This window comes from Sphingobium lactosutens DS20 (assembly GCF_000445105.1).
Taxonomy (GTDB): domain Bacteria; phylum Pseudomonadota; class Alphaproteobacteria; order Sphingomonadales; family Sphingomonadaceae; genus Sphingobium; species Sphingobium lactosutens.
Genome location: NZ_ATDP01000073.1, coordinates 31,092 through 50,449, shown reverse-complemented (window position 1 = coordinate 50,449; position 19,358 = coordinate 31,092). Strand labels below are relative to the sequence as shown.

Annotated in this window: 28 protein-coding genes; 11 read left to right on the top strand and 17 right to left on the bottom strand. The window is 60.4% G+C overall.

From position 1 onward, the window contains the following. The first annotated feature begins 198 nt into the window (after positions 1-198). The 3 genes from RLDS_RS55860 to RLDS_RS34500 all read left to right on the top strand — a co-directional run bounded on the left by RLDS_RS55860 (position 199) and on the right by RLDS_RS34500 (position 2,650). Positions 199-1,146, top strand: a complete 948-nt coding sequence (locus RLDS_RS55860) for a hypothetical protein (RefSeq protein ID WP_152528010.1) — start codon at positions 199-201, stop codon at positions 1,144-1,146. Positions 1,147-1,769: 623 nt separating this feature from the next. After that, positions 1,770-1,979 (top strand): hypothetical protein, encoded by a 210-nt coding sequence (locus RLDS_RS34505; RefSeq protein WP_021225004.1) that lies wholly within the window; start codon positions 1,770-1,772, stop codon positions 1,977-1,979. Next, on the top strand, positions 1,976-2,650 hold the full coding sequence (locus tag RLDS_RS34500; RefSeq protein ID WP_021225003.1) for a DNA methyltransferase: 675 nt from the start codon (positions 1,976-1,978) through the stop codon (positions 2,648-2,650). The genes RLDS_RS34505 and RLDS_RS34500 overlap by 4 nt, the downstream gene beginning before the upstream one ends. A gap of 35 nt (positions 2,651-2,685) precedes the next feature. Here RLDS_RS34500 and RLDS_RS55855 read toward each other — a convergent pair whose 3' ends face one another. Beyond that, a complete protein-coding gene (locus RLDS_RS55855) occupies positions 2,686-3,078 on the bottom strand; it encodes a hypothetical protein (protein WP_152528009.1) in 393 nt (130 codons plus the stop codon). Positions 3,079-3,147: 69 nt separating this feature from the next. On the opposite strand from RLDS_RS55855, the gene RLDS_RS34495 reads away from it, so the two are divergent. After that, positions 3,148-3,837 (top strand): hypothetical protein, encoded by a 690-nt coding sequence (locus RLDS_RS34495; RefSeq protein WP_152528008.1) that lies wholly within the window; start codon positions 3,148-3,150, stop codon positions 3,835-3,837. Here the strand turns inward: RLDS_RS34495 and RLDS_RS34490 are convergent. After that, positions 3,834-4,073, bottom strand: coding sequence for a hypothetical protein (locus RLDS_RS34490; protein ID WP_152528007.1), 240 nt, complete (start codon positions 4,071-4,073; stop codon positions 3,834-3,836). The genes RLDS_RS34495 and RLDS_RS34490 overlap by 4 nt on opposite strands. Before the next feature lie 248 nt (positions 4,074-4,321). Beyond that, positions 4,322-4,981, bottom strand: a complete 660-nt coding sequence (locus tag RLDS_RS34485) for a hypothetical protein (protein ID WP_152528006.1) — start codon at positions 4,979-4,981, stop codon at positions 4,322-4,324. A 237-nt stretch (positions 4,982-5,218) separates the two neighbouring features. Here RLDS_RS34485 and RLDS_RS34480 point away from each other — a divergent pair, with 237 nt between their 5' ends. Beyond that, complete coding sequence (locus RLDS_RS34480; protein WP_021224999.1) at positions 5,219-5,818, top strand: tyrosine-type recombinase/integrase; 600 nt, start codon at positions 5,219-5,221, stop codon at positions 5,816-5,818. 69 nt (positions 5,819-5,887) lie between these two features. Here the strand turns inward: RLDS_RS34480 and RLDS_RS55850 are convergent, their stop codons facing one another. Further along, entirely contained in the window at positions 5,888-6,298 is a 411-nt protein-coding gene (locus tag RLDS_RS55850; protein WP_152528005.1) for a hypothetical protein, read from the bottom strand. 105 nt (positions 6,299-6,403) lie between these two features. After that, positions 6,404-7,372 carry a hypothetical protein gene (locus RLDS_RS34475; protein WP_021224998.1) on the bottom strand — a complete coding sequence of 323 codons (969 nt, stop codon included), beginning with the start codon at positions 7,370-7,372 and terminating at the stop codon, positions 6,404-6,406. Positions 7,373-7,562: 190 nt separating this feature from the next. Between RLDS_RS34475 and RLDS_RS34470 the strand changes: the two genes are divergently transcribed. Beyond that, the gene (locus tag RLDS_RS34470) at positions 7,563-7,880 is read left to right on the top strand and encodes a hypothetical protein (RefSeq protein ID WP_021224997.1); all 318 of its coding nucleotides are present in this window, start codon (positions 7,563-7,565) and stop codon (positions 7,878-7,880) included. 72 nt (positions 7,881-7,952) lie between these two features. Here RLDS_RS34470 and RLDS_RS34465 read toward each other — a convergent pair whose 3' ends face one another. Then, positions 7,953-8,459: a hypothetical protein gene (locus tag RLDS_RS34465; protein WP_021224996.1), complete on the bottom strand. Its 507-nt coding sequence runs from the start codon at positions 8,457-8,459 to the stop codon at positions 7,953-7,955. After that, positions 8,460-9,434 carry a MobQ family relaxase gene (mobQ, locus tag RLDS_RS34460; RefSeq protein WP_021224995.1) on the bottom strand — a complete coding sequence of 325 codons (975 nt, stop codon included), beginning with the start codon at positions 9,432-9,434 and terminating at the stop codon, positions 8,460-8,462. A 382-nt stretch (positions 9,435-9,816) separates the two neighbouring features. On the opposite strand from mobQ, the gene RLDS_RS34455 reads away from it, so the two are divergent. Further along, complete coding sequence (locus tag RLDS_RS34455) at positions 9,817-10,062, top strand: type II toxin-antitoxin system ParD family antitoxin (RefSeq protein WP_021224994.1); 246 nt, start codon at positions 9,817-9,819, stop codon at positions 10,060-10,062. Continuing rightward, entirely contained in the window at positions 10,063-10,365 is a 303-nt protein-coding gene (locus RLDS_RS34450) for a type II toxin-antitoxin system RelE/ParE family toxin (RefSeq protein ID WP_021224993.1), read from the top strand. On the opposite strand, the gene RLDS_RS34445 is transcribed toward RLDS_RS34450, so the two are convergent. The 9 genes from RLDS_RS34445 to RLDS_RS0127780 all read right to left on the bottom strand — a co-directional run bounded on the left by RLDS_RS34445 (position 10,356) and on the right by RLDS_RS0127780 (position 15,995). Continuing rightward, positions 10,356-10,901 (bottom strand): hypothetical protein, encoded by a 546-nt coding sequence (locus RLDS_RS34445; protein WP_021224992.1) that lies wholly within the window; start codon positions 10,899-10,901, stop codon positions 10,356-10,358. The genes RLDS_RS34450 and RLDS_RS34445 overlap by 10 nt on opposite strands. Next, a complete protein-coding gene (locus RLDS_RS54470) occupies positions 10,898-12,475 on the bottom strand; it encodes a TraM recognition domain-containing protein (protein ID WP_021224991.1) in 1,578 nt (525 codons plus the stop codon). The genes RLDS_RS34445 and RLDS_RS54470 overlap by 4 nt, the downstream gene beginning before the upstream one ends. A gap of 12 nt (positions 12,476-12,487) precedes the next feature. Next, on the bottom strand, positions 12,488-12,739 hold the full coding sequence (locus RLDS_RS34435; protein WP_021224990.1) for a hypothetical protein: 252 nt from the start codon (positions 12,737-12,739) through the stop codon (positions 12,488-12,490). Further along, on the bottom strand, positions 12,736-12,954 hold the full coding sequence (locus RLDS_RS34430; protein ID WP_031297588.1) for a hypothetical protein: 219 nt from the start codon (positions 12,952-12,954) through the stop codon (positions 12,736-12,738). The genes RLDS_RS34435 and RLDS_RS34430 overlap by 4 nt, the downstream gene beginning before the upstream one ends. A 25-nt stretch (positions 12,955-12,979) precedes the next feature. Then, entirely contained in the window at positions 12,980-13,225 is a 246-nt protein-coding gene (locus RLDS_RS34425) for a hypothetical protein (protein ID WP_021224988.1), read from the bottom strand. A 288-nt stretch (positions 13,226-13,513) separates the two neighbouring features. Next, positions 13,514-13,669, bottom strand: a complete 156-nt coding sequence (locus tag RLDS_RS56460; RefSeq protein ID WP_021224987.1) for a hypothetical protein — start codon at positions 13,667-13,669, stop codon at positions 13,514-13,516. A gap of 186 nt (positions 13,670-13,855) precedes the next feature. Further along, positions 13,856-15,085, bottom strand: coding sequence for a hypothetical protein (locus RLDS_RS55845; protein ID WP_152528004.1), 1,230 nt, complete (start codon positions 15,083-15,085; stop codon positions 13,856-13,858). A gap of 143 nt (positions 15,086-15,228) precedes the next feature. Next, positions 15,229-15,735, bottom strand: a complete 507-nt coding sequence (locus tag RLDS_RS34420) for a GNAT family N-acetyltransferase (protein ID WP_021224985.1) — start codon at positions 15,733-15,735, stop codon at positions 15,229-15,231. After that, positions 15,723-15,995: a type II toxin-antitoxin system TacA family antitoxin gene (locus RLDS_RS0127780; protein ID WP_031297585.1), complete on the bottom strand. Its 273-nt coding sequence runs from the start codon at positions 15,993-15,995 to the stop codon at positions 15,723-15,725. The genes RLDS_RS34420 and RLDS_RS0127780 overlap by 13 nt, the downstream gene beginning before the upstream one ends. A gap of 307 nt (positions 15,996-16,302) precedes the next feature. On the opposite strand from RLDS_RS0127780, the gene RLDS_RS34415 reads away from it, so the two are divergent. The 3 genes from RLDS_RS34415 to RLDS_RS0127775 are packed head-to-tail and all read left to right on the top strand — an operon-like array spanning position 16,303 to position 18,331. Beyond that, a complete protein-coding gene (locus RLDS_RS34415; RefSeq protein ID WP_152528003.1) occupies positions 16,303-16,797 on the top strand; it encodes a hypothetical protein in 495 nt (164 codons plus the stop codon). Further along, positions 16,797-17,147, top strand: a complete 351-nt coding sequence (locus RLDS_RS34410; protein WP_021224982.1) for a hypothetical protein — start codon at positions 16,797-16,799, stop codon at positions 17,145-17,147. Before RLDS_RS34415 ends, RLDS_RS34410 begins: the two co-directional genes overlap by 1 nt. Then, on the top strand, positions 17,144-18,331 hold the full coding sequence (locus tag RLDS_RS0127775) for a DUF4417 domain-containing protein (protein ID WP_021224981.1): 1,188 nt from the start codon (positions 17,144-17,146) through the stop codon (positions 18,329-18,331). Before RLDS_RS34410 ends, RLDS_RS0127775 begins: the two co-directional genes overlap by 4 nt. Here RLDS_RS0127775 and RLDS_RS55155 read toward each other — a convergent pair. After that, a complete protein-coding gene (locus tag RLDS_RS55155; RefSeq protein WP_031297579.1) occupies positions 18,284-19,093 on the bottom strand; it encodes a hypothetical protein in 810 nt (269 codons plus the stop codon). The two genes, RLDS_RS0127775 and RLDS_RS55155, sit on opposite strands and share 48 nt — an antisense overlap. Between the last annotated feature and the right edge of the window lie 265 nt (positions 19,094-19,358).

Here is a 19,358-nt window from a genome sequence, read left to right as displayed (position 1 = left end):
GGGCCCTGCCCGTGGGGGTTCGAGTCCCCCCGCCCGCACCACTACCCGTAGGCACCTGAACAGGATGCCGACCGCGTCCAAGCCGGAACCGGCGACGCGCTTCTCGCGAAATGCACCGGAACCGGGTGCATGGTGGCATCAGCGAACCGAACGGGGCGCGGACATCGCATCTAACCGACACACGCCGGAGGCCCTGTCATGTCATCTGCCGCTTCCAACCAGCTCACCTGGATTGAGTATGAAAAGGCACACCCTATCATTGTGCCTGATACGCTTTCCGATCCCCTGCCCATGACCATGGACGCCGCCGTTCAGTTCGAACGTGCGCGTCAATCGCGTGGGGGAGAAAGCGCCGTGATTCGATGCTGGGGACCGACAACATTCACAGCGCGCGTCCATCCCACTAGCATCGAACGTACTCTTTGTATCTTGGATACGCTCGCCAAATCCTGCCACGCGCGTGGATTTCTATTACGCTGCGAACGTCCGATGGACCCCGGCTCCGGAGTTTCGGTCGTGGTTGCCGGCGTTCCAATTGCCCTGTCCCTTTCAGAGCGCATGTTCCGAAGCCGTTATCAGCCAACGAAACAGGAACGAAGACCGCAGAAAGGCGGAGCGTTTGTCAGCACTCCCGCCTATTCGTACCGTCCCAGCGGCGAACTTTCGATCACCATCGGTTATCGCGCTGGCACATGGACAGATCGTCGCGGCCATCCTCTGGAGATGCAACTGAACGAAGTCATGTTGGGACTACGGCGCTGTGCCGCCAGCCAGATCGCCAAACATGAGGCCTGCATCGCCGAACAGAAGCATATGGAAGAGCTACACCGCCAGCGGGATACTTTGCGTGCCCGCATTGCGGCCGAACAGCGCGCCGTTGACCAGTTTTATCGCGAAGCGGAAGCATGGCAAGAAGCACGCATACTGCGCTCTTATATCAAGGCAGTGGAAGCCCAGCGCGGATCGAGGGACGACAAAGGGGAGACGGTTGCCTGGGCGCGATGGGCGCGCGATCAGGCCGATCGTCTCGATCCGCTCTGTTCCTCGCCCTCATCCATCCTGGATACGCCTCGCCGCCAGTATCGGGAGTTAGACCAATACGAGATTTTGAACGAGGACGGCACCATCGAGCGGATTTGGGGCTGAGCTATGTTCGGTACTATGGCCCTCACCGAGGGCGCTGTGCGGCGATCAACTGCGCCACCGAGGCAATCAATTGGGCGATGCTGTTGATGGTCAGCAGGATGATGGTGGTCGTCATTGGGTTCCTCCCGGCTAAAGCCCCGCGCGGGATTGCGCGTGGACAGGGCTGAACCGCCGACCGCATGAGCGCCCCGGAGACAGGCCGCACGGATGCGCCGCGCCAGCGGGCCGCTGCTGCACGAAGGAAGCGAGGAGCCTTTTCCGGGGTGCGCGGTCGGCGACACCGCCCGCGACCCACGCCTTCCCGTGAGGGCCACGCCGAGGTGAAATCACGGCGACCCTATGGCCAGCCCTCACCATCAACGACTTGGCTCAATGGATTGCCGAACATGGCGGCTTGTCCGGCCATGGCCCCTTGGCTGCACCACCATCTTATCGGTGGGCTTCGAGTGGGTGAGCGATGCGGCAGTCCCGCCGCCGGTCAAGGCGCTCCCTTCCGCGCTCCGCTTGTGCAGGTTCGCCCCTGTCGGGCGCTGGCGCGACCTTGACCGGGCGGCTCGATGGCCTGCCGCGAACGGCTCCTACGAAGCCACCGGATAGGCCGGGGCACAACCAAGGAGCCAACCATGACCAACCAATCCACCACTCCCGCCAAACCAACCCACCGTCTGTTCCTCGTCACCGGCAAAGGCAAGAGCGCCAACTGGACACCCATCGGGGCCGCATGGCCCAACCGCGACGGCGAGGGCTTTTCGCTCCAGTACGACGCCCTGCCGCTCACGGGCCGCATCGTCATGCGCGCGATCACCGAGCGCAGCGAGGGAGGCCAGCAATGAGCCAGCATCCCCAGCGTGCCGATGGCGGGGAGATTCCCCGCCATCGCATCATCACCGGCGATTGTGTCGAAGCCATGGGGAAGATGCCCGATGCCTCCGTGGATTTCATTCTCACCGACCCGCCTTATCTGTGCCGCTACCGCGATCGAAGCGGACGCACCGTCGCCAACGACAACCAAGCCGATTGGCTGGTGCCCGCGTTCGCCCAAATGTATCGGTTGCTCGTGCCGAACAGCTATTGCGTGAGTTTCTATGGCTGGGCGAATGCCAACCTGTTCCTTGCCGCATGGCGGACGGCAGGGTTCCGCCCCGTGGGACATATTGTTTTCACCAAACGCTATGCGTCGCATGTCGGGCATCTGCGCGCCCAGCATGAATGCGCCTACCTGCTGGCCAAGGGCCATCCGGCCTGTCCCGGTCAGCCGGTGCCGGATGTCATTCCGTTCGCCTATACCGGCAACGTGCTACATCCCACCCAGAAGCCGGTCGAGGCCATGCTACCGCTGATCGGCAGCCTTTGCCTCCAAGGCGGCACTGTCCTCGATCCGTTCTGCGGGTCCGGCACGAAATTGGAGGCCGCACGCAGCCTCGGTCGTCATGGCATCGGTATCGAACTGGACCCAACCCACGCCGAAACCGCCCGCCGCCGCCTGGCGGGCGATTGCCCATAGCGGTGATAGCGGCCCAGGGCATCCGCCTTGGGCCGTTAGGAGTATATTAACCAATTTTTAGCGGTTTCGCGTGTATCCTGTAGACAGGTTCCCGCACACGCGAAGCACGACACAGGTAAACTATAGACGTTCAGATTACAGTTGCAGGGCCGGGTCATCCGGCTTCGGATGACCCGCTCGCTAGCGAGCGCCTTGCCATGGTCGGGCAGTTGGTCGTCGCGCAATTCGATCTGGAAACAGCCATTGCCGCGTTGAAGCGCAGCGGCGGCGATGCCGTCACTGCGCAGACTCAGCTTCAAAATATTACCCAACTGCGCCAGCAGATCGGCACCGCCAGCCCGACCGCGCTTGCTGCCCTCCGCAGCGAGATTGTCGCCGCCGTCGCGCAAAGCCAGGACGCCGTGCAGGAAGCTCACACCGTCGCCCATGGCGCGGACGGCGAAGGCGCGGCACTCGCTAGCCTCGCCAGCCGGGCGCAATCGCAGGCAACCGCCTTCATGCGCGACCTTCGCCAGTATGACGGCCTGCTGCAATTCGAGAACGACGCCGAGCGTGATGCCTACCGCCAGCGCGAGGAAGATCGCCGCAAACAGCATGATGCGGGGATCGCCGAGGGCGGGCCGGAAGGCGCGCTCAAAGCCAGCGGCGCGGCCTATGGGCAGGCCGTGGACCTGGCCGTGCATGGCGGCAGCGCCGATCCCGCGCTAATGCGTCGCGTGGACGAACTCGCCGCCAGTACCGCCGCCCTGCGCGCCGGGATGATCCGCGACGGCAAGGACGTGTCGAAGTTCGATGAGAATATGCGCGACGATCTTCGCGCCATCATGCGCTCCAAAGGCAAATCAGACATCGAGATCGACGCCTTATTGGCCGCGCACCCCGATAACCCGATGGATGCCATGAAGGCGTTTGTGCAGCAGGATCTAGCGTCCATTACCCAGCAAGAGTTGGAGATTGTGGCGATCAAAGTGCGTGAAAATCAACAGGACATGACCATCCAGCCCGAAGCCGATGCGGTGATCGAGCAACAATCATCGCCGGACGCGTCCAAGGCGATGGTGGACATAGCCGCCAAGCTTCGCGCCGCTGGCGTCAGGAATACTCCGCAACCCGAGGAATCATCCCCCTATCACGGGATGTCTGCGCGGGTGCCTTCCTCACCAGTACAGGGAATAGTCCGCACTTAAGAGGCGGGCACCAATTCCCCACGCGCCGCGCGAACGCCCAGCATATGCCCGGCCGCGTTGCATAAATCGTGGTCAGTTTCCGTCTGCGCCAGGCAACGCTCGGCAATTGGCATCAGCGTCGCCATGACCGGGGCATCGTCAGGCAGCGTTTCGCGCTTAAGAAATCCGCTGACGAAACCGGTATCGAAAGCAATAGCAGGTGTGGTCTGTCCATTGCGCAGCGTCACGAAACGCAACGTGCCGTCCCGGCCCGCGCGCGTCAAAACTGTGACACAATAAGCGCTGGCCGACAGCGTGCTGAAACCCGCCGCCCTCTGCCGCGCAACAATGTCCTGCTGGCGACCTGTCGCGCAGGACAAACGCCGCTGGGCGACCCTTTCGCGTTGCAATCCGTGGAGCAAGTAGTCTCGTTCCGTCTCCAGAACATTGGAAATTGCGGGGGCGGCAGCACACGCTGCATATACAGCCAGAACCAGTTCCCGCCTCACAGACTGTGATCCCACGCACCGTTGTCGATGGTGTTGGAAACAGTATTTGGATCGCCATCGATGCCGCGCTGCTCTGGTACAGAGTTGGCGCGCGCATAGATGCCATAGCGTGCAACGACCTCCTCATTGTCGCGCTTGGCGCTTTTGAGGCTTGCTTTTGCAGTCTCAAACCGCGCCTTAATCTCAGCATTGGCAGAAGCCCAAATTTCTGAGGGCCATTCCATGCACTGCTTACCGGCAATAATGCTGCAACCCAGATTTAGCCAGTCGCGATCGTTCGCATCCCTTTCGTACCCCTGATGCGCGAACAGTTCGCGGCTAACCGCCATATAATCTTCCGCAGCATTTCGCATTCGAACAAAGGATTCGATAAAATCGTTCGGGCAGCCACTCAAATCCTGCGCTGCCAGCGCGGAAATCACCGCCACGTCGCTCTGCTTCTTTGCAATGGTATTGTTCAGCGCATCGATCATGCAGGCGCGCTGTGCTTGGGTTTGGGCGGCAGCGGCATTTTCCGCGTCGGCATTGGTTGCCTCGGCGGGCGATGCAGGAGCCTGCGCGGAGCCGTCGCAGGCTGAGGCGAGAAACGCCAATCCCATTGCCAATCCTGCAAACGGCAGTCGCCGTCGTTCACCGGCAGCACCCACATGCATCATGGCAAAAATCCCTCACCCACCAAGGAACCGATGGAGAGGACGCTACATTACTGTCTGTAGTGTTGCGGGGTGAGTGCCCGGAACGCTTAATGTTCCGGTGTTTCCAGCCCCCATAGTATTGCATTTCTATAACGCCCGATATTTCGCGCGAACCCGCTCCACGCCTGATTTTTATCGCCCTCCAGGTTGCAACACTACAGACAGTAGTGTTGCACGGGGCAGGCAGGGAGCAAGACGGTGGGCGTGAACGGCAGCGCGGGCACAGGCCCGTGGTTCGATTTGTTCGACGGGAACGGGCAACGCAAATACCTCACCAACGGCGAAGCCAAAGCCCTGCTGCGCATCGCCCGCAAGGCCGATGCGCGCACGCGGCTCTTCTGCCGCCTGCTCTATTATACCGGCTGTAGGCTATCGGAAGGATTGCAGGTCACGCGGCACCGGCTCGATATGGAAACCGGCCGCATCATCTTCCGCACCCTGAAACGCCGCCGCACGGTGTTCCGCGCCGTGCCGGTGCCGCGCCCGTTCCTGCGCGAACTGGCGGAGTTTGCCGAGGCGCTGGGCTTGGAGCCGGACGCCCCGCTCTTCCCATGGTGCAGGCAAACCGCATGGCGGCATATCCGCACGCTGATGCAGCGCGCCGGGATCGATGGCCCCCAAGCCTCGCCCAAGGGCTTCCGGCATGGGTTCGGTTGCCACGGCATCGGCTCCGGCCTGCCCGAATCGCTGGTGGGCCGCCTGCTCGGCCACGCCGAGGGCGGCAAATCCACCCGCATCTACACCTATGTCATGGATGCCGAGGAACGCGCGCTGGCGGCGAGGATGTGGCGGGAGTAGCGATAAAGCATCGCTAGATTGGTGGATATGCAGATCCGCACGTAATTTTAGGGGCTAACTATTTTCCCCTTAGCGTCGAATGGTATCACTACGTTCGCTAGGTAACGCTTGTAAAACTTTGTCCTGCCATGTTTCTGTGACTTTAGGCGTGATACTGGCAGCCCTCAGCACATCACCGCGTATGATGATCCCATATCGTCCGTCTATCCAATACGGGCCATCAATAATATCTTTTCCGGGCAGCTCTTCGTCCACAAAGTTGGGATGCTTCATTCCTGCGCGATGATTTTCAATATATTTCTCAAGCAAGAGTGGAAAATCAACTCTGGGATCGCCGATAAATGGCCGTATATCATATCCTGCTACAGCAAACGGCTCCACTAGGGATTGGTTGGACACAAAATACATATCCTGATTAACAGCTTCATCTATTTCAGATTGAGGATAATCAGATAAAAGTTCTCGGACAGCTACTTTCATTGATCCTGAGTTTCGTGCATCAAAACTAGATTGTTAATGACAATATCCAAATCTTCATGAGATGGAGGATAGGTTTTTATATCATTTTTCTTGATATATTATTTGTCACTTATCAGGGCCGTGTTCATATCGTTTCAATGTAAGGTTATTATCATTATTAATTTCATTTGAAGTATATTTAAGGATGGCATCCCTGTCCATGATTTCTTGATCTTCCCGGAACGACGATACCCGATGAATATGGGGTTGCGTGCGCAGCGCATTCCAATCCTCGCCGGCAGGTTTGAGATAGACACGAGCGGACACCGCTACCCCATCGGTCGTGCTACGCAGCGCAATGCCATGGTGGCCGACTGCCCGTCTGCGCGGGGTTTTGAGAATGAGTAGGTAAGGGCTACCACTCCCCCGGTCATGCCCGATCAGGTAAGTGAGCGGTGTCGAGAAAATCACCTGCCCCACAATGCCGAACTCGGAGGGATCATACCCTTCTTCCCTAGGCGGATAGGAGACTTCAAACCTGTAAGGCTCGACTACATCGTCTGGGGGAAGAATGCGCATGGGCGACATGACTAACTCGCCACCATCAGGATGGTGGCGCGTGCCTCGCCTGTAGGTGCGATAGCACCCGGCGAGCCAATGCCCCACCTTTTCACCTTCCACGATACTCTGTTCCATCAACTCGGCGCTGGCCGCATCCCATAAGCCATGGGAATGGTGAGCGCCGCTGACGCCGCGCTTCCCGTACACCATATCCAGCAACGGGGCGGTATCAGCGCGCAGGTCTTCATTCTTGCGGTGCCGGTAGAAGTTCCAGATCAATTGATACAAAGCATGGAGCTTCTCGCCATGAGGGCCGCCGGGGCGGTAATTCAGACGATGCTTACCGCCAGCGAAATGACTGATGTCATTGATCGTAAGAACGGATTTCTCGCCATAGGCGAGTAGGGAAGTCTGGGTTTCTCGCTTAGCACCATTCCGGGCCTTTGCATTCTCCGGCTCTTGCAAGGGGAAGCGAACGAGTAGCCGTAGCACTTGGAGCTGGGATTGAGAAAAGTCATCCGGTACGCGCTGCATTCATTCCCCCGCCATGGAATCTTGGCGTGTCAAGGTTCCATTTGGCGTAAACTGCGTGACTTTGGCGGAAAGGGCAATCGCCTGCTGGAAAAGAGTTGTCCGCCCGCCATGAAGTTTCTTCGCGCGCCACCCCTATCCCCACATGCTTCGGATGCTGGTCAGAGCAGCGGAAATGAACGGGAGAAATGAGATGGGTTTGATTGCTCGCTATGTATTTGGTGTGCCTGCGGCCGCGATTGGGTCACTGATCGGTGGCCCTGTCGTCGGCTACGCGGTGTGGAAGGGGGTTGGCTTTGCAGCCACCGGCAACCCGCTTTACCTCATTCCGGGGGCAGGCACGCTGAGCGATGGAGTGACAGCGTTCGGCGATGTGGCCGGACTCGATGGGCAAGGAAATCCCAGCGATTGGGATATTCACCAAAATCGCCCAATGGATGGCCAAGGCAATCCGATGGGACGACTCGGCAACGGTGAACTGCCCAAAGATGGCTGGGGACGCCCGCTATAAGTGACTACTTGCATCAAACGGCGGCGATTGAGAAAAACCACTCAATCGCCGCCGACATGGGCGCCGGTAACTTCAACGTAGCGTCGCATCCTGCGCCCTCACTTCCTTGATGGCAGCAACCATCGCCCCTACCGGCTGGGCCGCCCATACCTGCGGCGCATATTCCAGCACGGTTTCGACCGTGCCCTGCTGGATATGGCGGGCGAGCGCGTCGAGGCCCCTTCCTTCGATGACGAACTGCCGCGCGCCAAAATCCAGCGACAGCATCCGCGCGCCCACATACTCGACCGCATAGAGGCCGTGGTAAGGCATGGCCCAGCCCTGCCATAAGCCGGAGCGCGGCTCGTAGCGGCGCAGTTCCAGCATCAGCGCGGGGCGCGAGCGCACCCGCTGCACGATCCACGGCCTGTAGTCCGTGAAATCCGGCGCGCGGTCATCCTCGCCGGGCGCATCGTCCTGCGCCGGCGGCGGTGGGGCTGACTGGCCGGGTGGTTGCCCGTCGCGGCGCGGCTGCTCGAACATCGCCTGCCAGTTGCCCATGTTCTTCGGCTCCCAGCCGTTGGGATTGCGGTCACTCATCTATCGCTCCATGCTGAATGGGTGGTCGCGCGGCGGCGCGCGCTCCGGCCCCGCACGGGCTTGGGCGAGCCGCGCCAACTGGCGGTCGATCCAGTCATGGAAACGCTGGAACGCGCGGGCGGCGTCGCCCGCGCGCGTCGGCGCTTCCTCCAGCCGCGCGAAGGCCGCCTTCGCGCGGCCCTCGACCGCCTGATAATGCTTCGCCATCTGGAACTGCCCGAACCGCTCTTTGAGCGCCCCGCGCAAATCCTTGAGGTGATAAGCCAGCCGCAAGGCCGGTTCCGGCATCCGCGCCAAGCCGCGCTCCAACAGGCTGCGCCGGTCGATGCGCTCCGCCGACCCGGCCCGCGCCAACGCCGCGTTGGCGGTGTTCTCCCAATCCTCCCGGCACCGCTCGTAATAGTCCGCCGAGTTCCAGCTATGGGCGTTGCTCTCGACCATCACCGGCCTGCCGTCCGGCTGGGTTCGGCCTGTGGGATCGGGCACCCAGTCGTGCCGCACCTTCTGGCCGAACCCGCCCGGCTCGACCGCCGGGCGCATGGTCAGCATGACATGGGCATGGGGCTGTTCCAGCCCGTCGCTGGCGACCTTGTTGTGGATCGCGATGTCTGCGATCATGCCTTTGGACACGAAGTTGCGGATCACATAATCACGCACCAGCGCGCTGCGCTGGTCGGCGGGTATCTCCCGTGGCAGGGTCAGACGCAACTCACGGGCAGTTTGGCTGTCCTTGCGCTTCTCCCCGAACTCGACCGCATTCCATAGGGTCTGCCGGTCGATGCCCTGAACCCATGCCGGAGCATCTTTCGGGAGCAAGATTTCTGTATGCTCAACCCCAGTCCGGCTGGAGTAGTCATGGGTGATGCCCTGCCGTTCATCGACCAGCTTCTCGCCCGCCCGATAGGCAGCCGCCGCGACCGAACTGCGCCCGGCGCTGCGCTTGATGACCTGCATCCGCATGGAGAAGATCGCCATGCTATATCGCCCCCGTAATCATCGCTCCCCGTCCCCCCAACCCCAGAAAAGGGCCTAAGTGTGCACAGATACGTCGCAACTGCGACGTGCACCGCTGCGCGAGGCCCCTAAAGGGAAGTATGGGGGAGAACGTGGTTAATGATTTCTTAAAGCCCCGGTGAAACGGAGCGTTTCCCCGAACCTTACGGGCGGTGGCGGCGGTCGCCTTGCGGGTGGCCGGGGCAGGCCCCAACCACCCGCAACGAGCAATCGGCGGTTGCGTCGTGGCGTTGCCCCCACGGTCAGTATGGCTAGACACGGCGTTCGCCATGATAACAAAGATTGAGCAATCTTCGTTATCAGTGTATAGTTTGGCTAACGCACCTTTGGAAGGAGGGTTGTCATGAATGTGTCCATCGGACAGCGCTGGGAAGGCTTCGTGGAAGCCGTGGTCAAAGCAGGCCGCTACGGTTCGGCCAGCGAGGTCGTGCGCGAAGGGCTGCGCCTGGTCGAAGAGCGCGAAGCCAAATTGGAGGCGCTGCGTGAAACGCTCAACGCTTCCATCGCGCAAGGCGGCGAGCATAGCCCCGAAGAGGTAAGGGCGCACCTCGCAGGCGTCATGGACGAGCTTGCCGCCGAAGGTTACTAAGTGCGGCGGCTGGTCTATCTCGCATCGGCGCGCAACGACCTTGCCGACATCCTGCGCTACATCGCCCGCGAGAGCGCCAGCCTTGCGGTGGCCAGCACCTTCATCGGCAAGCTGGAAGACCGTTGCGAAAAACTCGCCACGCTGCCCGGCACCTTGGGCACCGCGCGCCCGGAACTGCGCCCCGATATTCGCAGCGTGCCCCATCAGGGCTACGTCATCTTCTTCCGCTATACCGGCGACCGGCTGGAGATCGTCAACGTGCTGTCCGCCCAGCGCGACGTGGAGCGCCACTTTCACGGCTGACGCCCGCCCATCACGGCCCGGCAGTGATCCGGCAGGGCCGCATAGGCCTGTTGCAGGCTGGGCACCCGCAGCAGCGGCTTGCGCACGCAGACCTTGACCAGCTCGCCCGCCGTTGCCCTGCGCGTCCGGCGGAGGCGTCGCCACAGCCCGCGCCCCGCGAAGAAGGCGACCACGCCGACCATCCACAACAGGCTAATAGCAAGGACGGTTTGCGAGTCCGTGCGGTCGAGGGTGGCGACGAGGTAGAGCGCCGCCGCCGCCACGACCATCAGGCCGGTCAGCGGCTTCACGAACCTCCTCCGCCTTGGCGGCTGCTGGCCCGACATGGCGTTCCATGCCTTCCGCCATGCCAGCCATTCCTCGCGCCGCTCATAGGCGCGCATCACCGGCGCACCGAAGAAGAGGGCTATCGCCGCCAGCGGCCATGTATCCGGCCCGGTGAGCAGCATGTAGCCCGTCCACAGGAAGAACCCGATGCTGGGCCATACGACCAGCGGATGCCCCAGCATCCGCGTCTTGAGGCTGGGCGTTTTCATCGCTGGGCAAACTCCACGATCATGCTGTTACCGCCCGAGGCGGCGAAGCGCCGCCCGGCCACATGCAGGATGGCCGACACCCGGTTGCCGTGGCGCGGGCCGCCGGTCTTGAGCATCCGGCTGAACTGGCCCGGCTCCAAGAGGTAATCGACCACCTCGTTCTGCCCCCAATTCTGGCCGTGGTTGGTGCTGGTGCCACGGTTGCGCCCCCAGCTATCCGAGCCGCCGCGCGAGGAACCGCTGCTCCACGACGACCCGCCGCTATGGCTGCTGCCGCCGCTGCCGGAACTATAGCCGCTGCTGCCGCCCGACCCGGAATTGAACCCCCAGTTGGTGCCTTCGCCCATGTTCATGCCGAACTGGCTGCTGCTGCCGGACGATTGCCCGTGGCTATGTCGGTATTGCACCGCCTTGCCGATGGCCTCCGACGCCCATTTGTTGGTTTCGACGCAGTTGTTGGCGCAGTAGAAACGGATGCCGAGATTGGCGATCACGCTATGCGCCCGGTGCTGCGCATCCGGCCCGCCCAGCTTGTAGTAGATTTGGGGAAGCGCTTGCGTCAGGTAGATCGTCGCCGCGCGGGACGAGCGCGACATGGCGAGGAAATCCGCATCCGAGGATGCAATGAACTCTTGGCACTCATCGCCGTAACAGAAAGTGAAGCGCTCCCGATAGATCGGCGGCAGGGCATTGCGCCCCAGCACTTCTCGCTGCCACGCCTCCTTGAAGATAAGCTGGGCGATGATGCCATCATCCCCCAGCACCGCCCGCGACATATCCAGCACGATGATCGCACCCGCAAAACACAAGGCCGGGGAGATGGTCGTTGCTCCGCACAGCGCGTCCTTCAGCCAGCCATGGTTGAAGCGATCCAGCAGCATGAACCCGGCGATGATGTTGCTGCGTAGCTTCGCGTCCATGCGCGCGAAGTCCTGCTGCCAATAGGCGGCCATCTGCTGGCAGGTCGCGGCATCCATCCGCGCGGTCGCCGCGACGAAGCAGCGCATAAAAAACGGCTCCTGCCGTTGCCATTCCGGGTCATGGAATTGCTCCGGCGAAACCGGCGCGCTGCGCACGAAAGCGATCAGGCTGGCGATGCTCAAGGAGCCGGTGGCGGCATAGACGACCGGCACCGAATAGCGCAGCAGCACGCGCAGCGCGTCCAGCCAGAAGGCATCGCCGTTGCTTCCGGTCATGGGGCTGGCGCTGCGGATCATTTCGACGACCCGCATCAAATATTCCACCAGCCCGTTGGTGCCGTCCTGCCCCATGCGCGCCATCGCATAGGCGAGGAAATTGAACCCGTGATTGCGCCCGTTCCACTCGATCAGCGAACCCAGCCGCCCGACCTTTGCGCATAGGGCGCGGATTTCGGCGGCCTCGGTGGGTTTGGCGCAAAGGACAATCCCACCATCGCCGGATTTCAGCAGCGCTTCGAGAAGGTGGCGGCCGGGGCCGCTGGTCTTGCCGCCACCCGTCACGCCGGTGACGAACACATTCTGCGCCAGGTCGCGGTGGCATAAAAAATCCCCTCCCGGCAGTTCCAGAAGGGGAGCATCAAGTAGGTCGTGCATGGGCCTATCCTTTCAGCGCTCGAAATCATCGCCCTGTTCGTGACCGGGCTTCTCCATGCCGGGCGCGTCGCGCGCCGGTTCGGCGGTGCCGAACAGGGCGCGCATGGCATCGAGTGGTTCAGGGGGCGGCGCCGGGTTGCCGGGGTCGAAATGGTAATCCGGCGCGGGGTTGGGCAAATCGGTTCGACCTGCCCAACCTTCCGTCACCACGCGCTCCCGCATGTCGGCAATGGCCTCGGCGATGGCTTGGAAAATGTCCCTCACCGGAACGTCCAGCCGCAATAGCTGCACCGATGGGCGGGCCGTATCCAGTTGGCCACGCTCACCCCAACCCACGCCACGACCTCACTGGCCACATGGCGCAGCCAGTCAGGCCGCCGCACCGCCACCGCGTTGCTGGCGATCTGCTCGATCGAGGCGTTCTTGAACAGGTTGGATTGCAGGTCGGTCGAATTGCATTTCGGGCATGTCGTCATCATCTTGCTCCTGTCGTGAGGGGAAAGGTCAGCGGAACTCGTGGCCGCAATCCGTGCATTGCTTGAGGCCGCCGAACTTGCCGGGGATGCGCTTGTAGACCTGCCTTCCGGCAGTCACGCCGTAGCCAAAAAGCTGGAGGTAATGGTGCCCCCGCGCAGCATGGCCGAAACTCCGGTTGGCGTGGTCGATGTTTTCCGGTTCAATCGACTTGCTTCGCCCGCCGCAGCGGGGGCATTTCGGATAAAGAATGGTTGCGAGTTTTGAAAAATCCATGGTCGTCGCTCCTGAAAAGGGCGCGCAGCTTCCCGTCGCGGCAAGCTGCGCGCCGCGTTGTGGTCACCATCGAAAGAAAGTTACGGGTGCCGCTTAGCGCGGCACATACGCAGGCTGGGTGCGATACCGCCCCAACAGCGGTGCCAGCAGGCCGAGCATGTCTCCGGCGATGCAACTGCCGGGCATAGGCCAGAGATTACCGCTCGTATCGCCATCATGGATAAGCATGGGAGTTCTCCCCGCTAGGCGGTGCGCGGGTTCCCGCACACCGCCGTTCAGCGCATGGCGCTAGCCAGCGCCACCACCGCAGCATCCGCCGACCTTCGCGCCGACCACGGCACCCGCAGGCCCCCCAATCAACCCGCCGATGACGGTGCCAATGACCGCCGCCGCACCCGCGTTGGCGACCCGCTCCCAAAAGCTGGGCTTCTTGTAATTACTCATTGTCCAGTTCCCTTCCACCATGAGCCGCCGCCAGCCAGCCGATCCCGTTCACGCCCGATAGGGGGCGTGTTGGGTGGCTTTCGGCATTAGGCAGTTCTGGCCGCATTGAACCGCTCAGTGCGGCCATTGATGGAGGTATCGCCGATTCGCAGGATTGCGTCAATTCATATCGAGCATCGTTCTAAATTATCGTCTGCGCGCCTCTGCTGAGCGCAATCGCTGTGCCTCTCTGAGTGCTTCCGCCCCTGTGAACTTGCCTAAATGCTTGCCGATAGCTTCCGGGCCTGCGTTCAGCAGGCGGTCGTTTTCCTCGCTTACTGTAAGTATCTTGATGTCGGCAGGCATCTCGTTGCCGTTGCGCACCCATGTATTCAATTCGTTCACCAGCGCCGCATCAAGCTTGCGCAGCACGCGCTTGGGAATGCCACCTTCCAGCCATGGCCCATACACGCGGCGCGTGAAGTCCGGCCCGGTTTCGCCCGGTTCCCGGTCTTTCCACTTGATCGGCGCTTCCGGGGGGAGTGATAGGCTTTGCTGCGCACTAGCTGCCGCGTATTTAGCAGCCATCGTTGGCAATTCAGTCGCAGTTGAGGCATTTTCAGGGGATTTTTGACTAATTCCCCATTCAGGCAAGAGAAGCGCAGCATAGCTGCGAACCGATTGCTTATCATGCGAGCGTGCGTAATCCAGTATCCGTTCCAATAGTTGAACGAGGTCTGGTTCGCTTTCACTGTCAACATTGCTCGGCAAAGAACGTAAGACGAAGTAGTGGAATATACTTCCGTCTTCCCACATATTTATTATTATATTGCAACAATGTTTAACAAAAATCAGGTCACTTGTCGATGGATTTCCATATAATCCTGTCAGTGTATTATTTATAATCGCTGATACGGTAGGCGCTAGGGCACCGACTTCCAGAATCGTTGCATCATATCCGTGCGCCTCGTTGCCATCCTCTATGTTAACTGTCTTGTTAAAATAGGCGCGCCGTTCAAATATGGACCGCACCAATATTTTGGCGGGAGTGGCACGGTCAAAACTATGGGGTTCGGTTGGTGAAGTGTAGAGATACTCAATATGGCTTTGCTGTTCGCCAGTGGCGTCCATTTCAGTTGAATAACTGACCCCTGTTATCCATTCTTGCCCTCCAAGCGGCAAGCCTGCGAGCAATGTCTTAATGGCCACTTGGGCCGATTGCTCGGCATAGGTTTCGGATAATTCCGACCCAAACGACTTTGCCCCCCGTGTAGCGGAAATGGCTTCGTCAAGATGCGAGAGAAACCTCTGCACCGTCGTAGTTGCGGGGCTGTCGATATTCTCTCGAACCAGCTTGCCATGAACAGGCACATCGCGCTTGCCGAACTTTGAAGGGTGCGCCTCCTGATGGGGCCGACCTCTTGAATCGTTTGCCATAGTCAGTCTGTAGCGCATTGTTGTTGTGGGCGCAGCATGGATGCGTCTTGCCCGCGCTCTACCCGCTGGCGCTCCCGGAACCGCCAAGGCGGTTCCGCCATCCGGTGATGATCCTTACGCTTGGCTGGGACGCTGCCCGCGTATCAAAACCCGTTCTTGACGAGATCGACCATCCGCACCGCCATACTGCGCGCCGGGTCGAATGGCACATCCTCAAACCCGAAGCTCCGATAAAATGCGCGCACGCCGTCATCCAGCGGGTGGGTGAGAACGCAGAAGCAGCCGATGTCGTTAGAAAGGCGTACCGCCGTCGTTAGGGCGAAGAACATCAGGGAGCGAGCATAGCCCCTACCCTGATAATGGCGATCGACGGCAAGCTGGCCGAGCAGTAGCGCCGGGATCGGGTCGGGCCGGTTGCGCTGGTCGGCTTTGGCGAGGAAGGCGCGCTCGATCTGCGCCGCCGACAGGCTGACATAGCCGACGATATGGCCGGTGATGGGATCGCAAACGATGTTGGTGCGCGACACGCCCGCTTCCTGATTGCGCCAGGCATGGCGGCGGAACCATTGATTGAGGGATTCCCGCCCGCAATCGAAGGCTTCGCGGTTGTCGTCGACAGTGAGAGGACGTGGTGGTGTTAGTCCTGCCATGCCGGACGCGTCGCGGAAAGTTTGCGCAGCGCCGGGACTTCCTTGGCGGGAGCCTTGACCCAATCCTCGAGCTTGTCCCAATCTTCCGCCGGGATCGTCACCAGCCGATGGTCAAGCACATCCTGCTCCGCCGCCTCGATAGCTTTGCGGCGAATGAAATCACTCAGGTTCGTGCGCGCGTGATCCGCCGCAGTTTCAAGCAGCACGCGTTCCGCCGGACTGACCCGGACACTCAATACCGCAGGCGATGAACTAGCCATAAAACCTCACTTCTTGTATGACAATAGCATACAAAGGGCGGATCGTCAATCAATCCCTGCTAGACGAAGGCATGAGTTATAAATGCCATTTTTATAGCTCACGGCATTCGGATTACGGGAACGCCCCTCAGCGATCCCCTGCCGGTAACTTATCCACAGGCAGCACGGATTTTGAAAAGGGAGCTTGACCCGGTCACCGCATTCATTATTCTCACTTATGTAAATGAGGATGATGATGATTCGATACCATATTCTTTCAATCGCATCTAATCGTGTCACGTTGGCGGGGACAGCCATGGGCCGACAGATGCTGGCGCAGCTTATTGCCGAAACCAGGCCCGTTCCCCAGCCGGCCATCGCCTATCTGGATTTCGGTGGAGTAGACATCGCCACCGGCTCCTTTTTGCGGGAGGCCGTTTTGGGATTTCGCGATTTCAGTCGGAATGCCATCGGCACGCTGTATCCGGTCGTGGCCAACGCCAATGCAACGATCGAAGAAGAACTCACCGTCTACCTGAAAGACCGCAATGACGCGATTTGGGCATGCGTGTTGGACAATGAAGGCGAGCCTACCGACGCTCATATTCTCGGCGAACTCGACGCCGCGCAAATGAATACCCTTCACTTGATCGCGCAACACCGCCCTATCTCAGCACCAGAGCTTGCTAAACTTCGTCCCGAAGAAGGTATCGGCACGACCGCCTGGAACAACCGGCTCGCCACGCTCGCATCCAAAGGCATTTTGATGGAGCTGAAGACTGGGAAAACCAAAATGTTCTCGCCCGTGATGGAGGCCATATAATGGGAGTCGATTTTATTCGTGAGCAATCGGGCAAACCTTGGCGGAAACGCTGGGACAAAGGGCTCGATCGATTGAAGCTGCCGGGCCTTTTTGACGTGCAGTTCTCCAACCGGCAGCGGACGATCACGGCCGACCTCCAATGCGGCACACAACTTAAGGCTGGCGATCAACTGATCGTCCAATCCAACGGTAACACGGTCATCATTTGCAGTGGCCAGCAGCAGGTTGGGACCATTGCCAGCATTCCAGCCGACATGCACGCCGCCATCGCGGACTGCGGTGGCATCGCTTTAGGTACGGTCGAGCGCGTCGGCCTGTTTGGAAACAATGCAGAGGTGAGCATCCGATGAAGGAAACTCAGCCCCCCGATCCCCAGTTACGCCGCGTCCCCAATTCGCAATCGTTGTGGGATGACGCGGCGCGCGCGCCAGCTTCGCTTGGCTGCTGGACGTGCGTTGATAAGGAAATCTGTGGCGGCGTTCACAGCGGCGCGAGCTTTTTCGATTGCAACGACTATTGCCGGTGCCCCGACAAGAACGCCTGTGATCTTGTTTGCAGGGGTAATCCCGCAACGTACGTCGCGCGCTATCGGGAGGTCGGCACATTCGACCTCATGAAGGCGCCGCGCGCGCCGGAGGTCGGCGTGGCCAGCTTGCCCAGCATGGTGCCCTTGATCGAACATAATTCAGCCCGGCACGCCAGACTGAACTTTCCCATGGTCGCTTTGCCACTCCACAAATTGGTTGATCTGGACAAGGGTGTGCTACGGTTTCGCGATCGTGAGGCACTCGCCACACAGTTCGGTATCGATCCCCACGCCCGGCTGGTCGTCTCGGGTGTGGCCCGCGATCGTCGGATTGAGCGGTATTGGGCGCTACCGAATCGCCCAGCCCTTCTGAAGCAGTTGGCCGCGCTGAATATCGCTTTGCTGACGCCGCCCAATTTCAGCGTACTGACCGGCGTTCCCCGTTCGGACAATCTGCATGCCATGAAGCGGATCATGCTCGTATGGGTCGAAATGGCGCAGACCGGCATTCCGACCGCCCTACATATCAATGCCCGCACGGAACGGGACTACGAACGATGGGCAGAGCTTATTGAGACGCGGCCTGAAATCAGTTGCCTCGCCGTTGAGTTCGCCACTGGCGCTGGCAGGGGTAGCCGCATTGATTGGCACGTTGCCCGTCTCACTGAGTTGGCCGCGCACGTATCACGGCCGCTCCGCCTGGTCCTGCGCGGCGGCGGGAGAGTGTTGGAACCGCTACGGCAGTCGTTTGCCACCGTTACAATGATCGATACCGACGCCTTCACAAAGTCACGCTGCCGCAAGCAGGCCTATTTCACCGAAGCGGGAAAGCTCATGTGGCGAAGTCATCCGACCGCCGAGGGCGAACCGATCGATGATCTGCTCCAGCATAACGTGGCCACTTTGCACAGCCATCACACCTATTTGGAGCGTTTGCACGCCGACCGCCGGTTTGTGCAATCAATGCGCCTCGGTGCGATAGAAAACCGAGATCGCAAGGCCATCTAATGGTGCCACATGAGCGACAGCGGTTTCACCGTGGAGAGGGTCTGTGGTGGGGCGCATCGTCAGCGCGTGATCGCCACTACGAAAACGCAATTCCGCATTATGCCCGACAAGAGCCCGAAACAACTGGCTAAAGCCTTGGCCTCGGCCCATTTCTGACGGGAAGCGCGATACGCCGTCCTTGATCATCTCTTGCAGCGCAACCCCTGCATCCGCAATGTCCGCGTAACGCGGATTTTGATGGAGCGTACGCAGCACCCCAACGCCACGATCCGCGACAACAAACTCGAACGATCGCCGCGTTACCGCATAGGCGACCATGCCTGTTTCGGGCGCGCCGCTATGTTCGTAGATATTGTCTTGAAGTTCCACCATCGCCCCCATCAGCGCGGCGATGAGGTGTGGATTTAAACCCTTTCCCTTGGCAACATTTTCGGCGTGGAGGGTCCACTGATCCCATCGAGTTGCGGCGGCAATGATCGGGTTATCACGGCCTAACGGAAAAACCCCGGCATGATCATTGAGCCTGCTCCCAAACGGCTGTCGACTGCGCATGGCTTCGGTCAGATCGGCCGAGAACCTACTATTGATTGTCACGAGGTGGTATTGCTCACTGAATTGAGTGGCCGCCATAGCCAGTTCGATCAATGGGCCGATGCGACCTGAGCGGTTTATCGCAATAGGACCGTGCCCCGTTAGGCGCTGAGAAGCGGCTTCCTGCAAAATATCATCTGCAACCGTGAAGTCGGCCTGAATAGATGCCATTTAACATCCACAATTTCGTGAAGGCTGATCTTGCGCTTCAAAATACCTATTCCGCAATACGAAAATCACTCCGCCAATTTAAAAGGCGTTGCCTCCGGCCCGGGCTCTACTCGCTGGCGCTCCCGGAACCACCCGCGGTGTTTCCGCCCAAGGTGACGATCACGAACGCTTCACTGGGGCGCTGCCCCTAGCGCACTGCGAAGCGCCTTCCGCCCAGCTTCCTTCGTGCAGCCGGTTCCCCGCGAAGGCACTTGCTCCGCTTGCC

Coding starts and splice junctions, on each gene's coding strand:
- RLDS_RS0127780 (WP_031297585.1), bottom strand. CDS start 15,995: ATGGCTAGTTCATCGCCTGCGGTATTGAGTGTCCGGGTCAGTCCGGCG.
- mobQ (WP_021224995.1), bottom strand. CDS start 9,434: ATGGCGATCTTCTCCATGCGGATGCAGGTCATCAAGCGCAGCGCCGGG.
- RLDS_RS34430 (WP_031297588.1), bottom strand. CDS start 12,954: ATGATGACGACATGCCCGAAATGCAATTCGACCGACCTGCAATCCAAC.
- RLDS_RS34420 (WP_021224985.1), bottom strand. CDS start 15,735: ATGGCAGGACTAACACCACCACGTCCTCTCACTGTCGACGACAACCGC.
- RLDS_RS34470 (WP_021224997.1), top strand. CDS start 7,563: ATGGGTTTGATTGCTCGCTATGTATTTGGTGTGCCTGCGGCCGCGATT.
- RLDS_RS55860 (WP_152528010.1), top strand. CDS start 199: ATGTCATCTGCCGCTTCCAACCAGCTCACCTGGATTGAGTATGAAAAG.
- RLDS_RS54470 (WP_021224991.1), bottom strand. CDS start 12,475: ATGCACGACCTACTTGATGCTCCCCTTCTGGAACTGCCGGGAGGGGAT.
- RLDS_RS55850 (WP_152528005.1), bottom strand. CDS start 6,298: ATGAAAGTAGCTGTCCGAGAACTTTTATCTGATTATCCTCAATCTGAA.
- RLDS_RS34495 (WP_152528008.1), top strand. CDS start 3,148: ATGCGCGACCTTCGCCAGTATGACGGCCTGCTGCAATTCGAGAACGAC.
- RLDS_RS34505 (WP_021225004.1), top strand. CDS start 1,770: ATGACCAACCAATCCACCACTCCCGCCAAACCAACCCACCGTCTGTTC.
- RLDS_RS34465 (WP_021224996.1), bottom strand. CDS start 8,459: ATGAGTGACCGCAATCCCAACGGCTGGGAGCCGAAGAACATGGGCAAC.
- RLDS_RS34485 (WP_152528006.1), bottom strand. CDS start 4,981: ATGATGCATGTGGGTGCTGCCGGTGAACGACGGCGACTGCCGTTTGCA.
- RLDS_RS56460 (WP_021224987.1), bottom strand. CDS start 13,669: ATGAGTAATTACAAGAAGCCCAGCTTTTGGGAGCGGGTCGCCAACGCG.
- RLDS_RS55155 (WP_031297579.1), bottom strand. CDS start 19,093: ATGGCATCTATTCAGGCCGACTTCACGGTTGCAGATGATATTTTGCAG.
- RLDS_RS34415 (WP_152528003.1), top strand. CDS start 16,303: ATGCTGGCGCAGCTTATTGCCGAAACCAGGCCCGTTCCCCAGCCGGCC.
- RLDS_RS34445 (WP_021224992.1), bottom strand. CDS start 10,901: ATGAAAACGCCCAGCCTCAAGACGCGGATGCTGGGGCATCCGCTGGTC.
- RLDS_RS34475 (WP_021224998.1), bottom strand. CDS start 7,372: ATGCAGCGCGTACCGGATGACTTTTCTCAATCCCAGCTCCAAGTGCTA.
- RLDS_RS55855 (WP_152528009.1), bottom strand. CDS start 3,078: ATGGGCGACGGTGTGAGCTTCCTGCACGGCGTCCTGGCTTTGCGCGAC.
- RLDS_RS34410 (WP_021224982.1), top strand. CDS start 16,797: ATGGGAGTCGATTTTATTCGTGAGCAATCGGGCAAACCTTGGCGGAAA.
- RLDS_RS34500 (WP_021225003.1), top strand. CDS start 1,976: ATGAGCCAGCATCCCCAGCGTGCCGATGGCGGGGAGATTCCCCGCCAT.
- RLDS_RS34425 (WP_021224988.1), bottom strand. CDS start 13,225: ATGGATTTTTCAAAACTCGCAACCATTCTTTATCCGAAATGCCCCCGC.
- RLDS_RS34455 (WP_021224994.1), top strand. CDS start 9,817: ATGAATGTGTCCATCGGACAGCGCTGGGAAGGCTTCGTGGAAGCCGTG.
- RLDS_RS0127775 (WP_021224981.1), top strand. CDS start 17,144: ATGAAGGAAACTCAGCCCCCCGATCCCCAGTTACGCCGCGTCCCCAAT.
- RLDS_RS55845 (WP_152528004.1), bottom strand. CDS start 15,085: ATGGCAAACGATTCAAGAGGTCGGCCCCATCAGGAGGCGCACCCTTCA.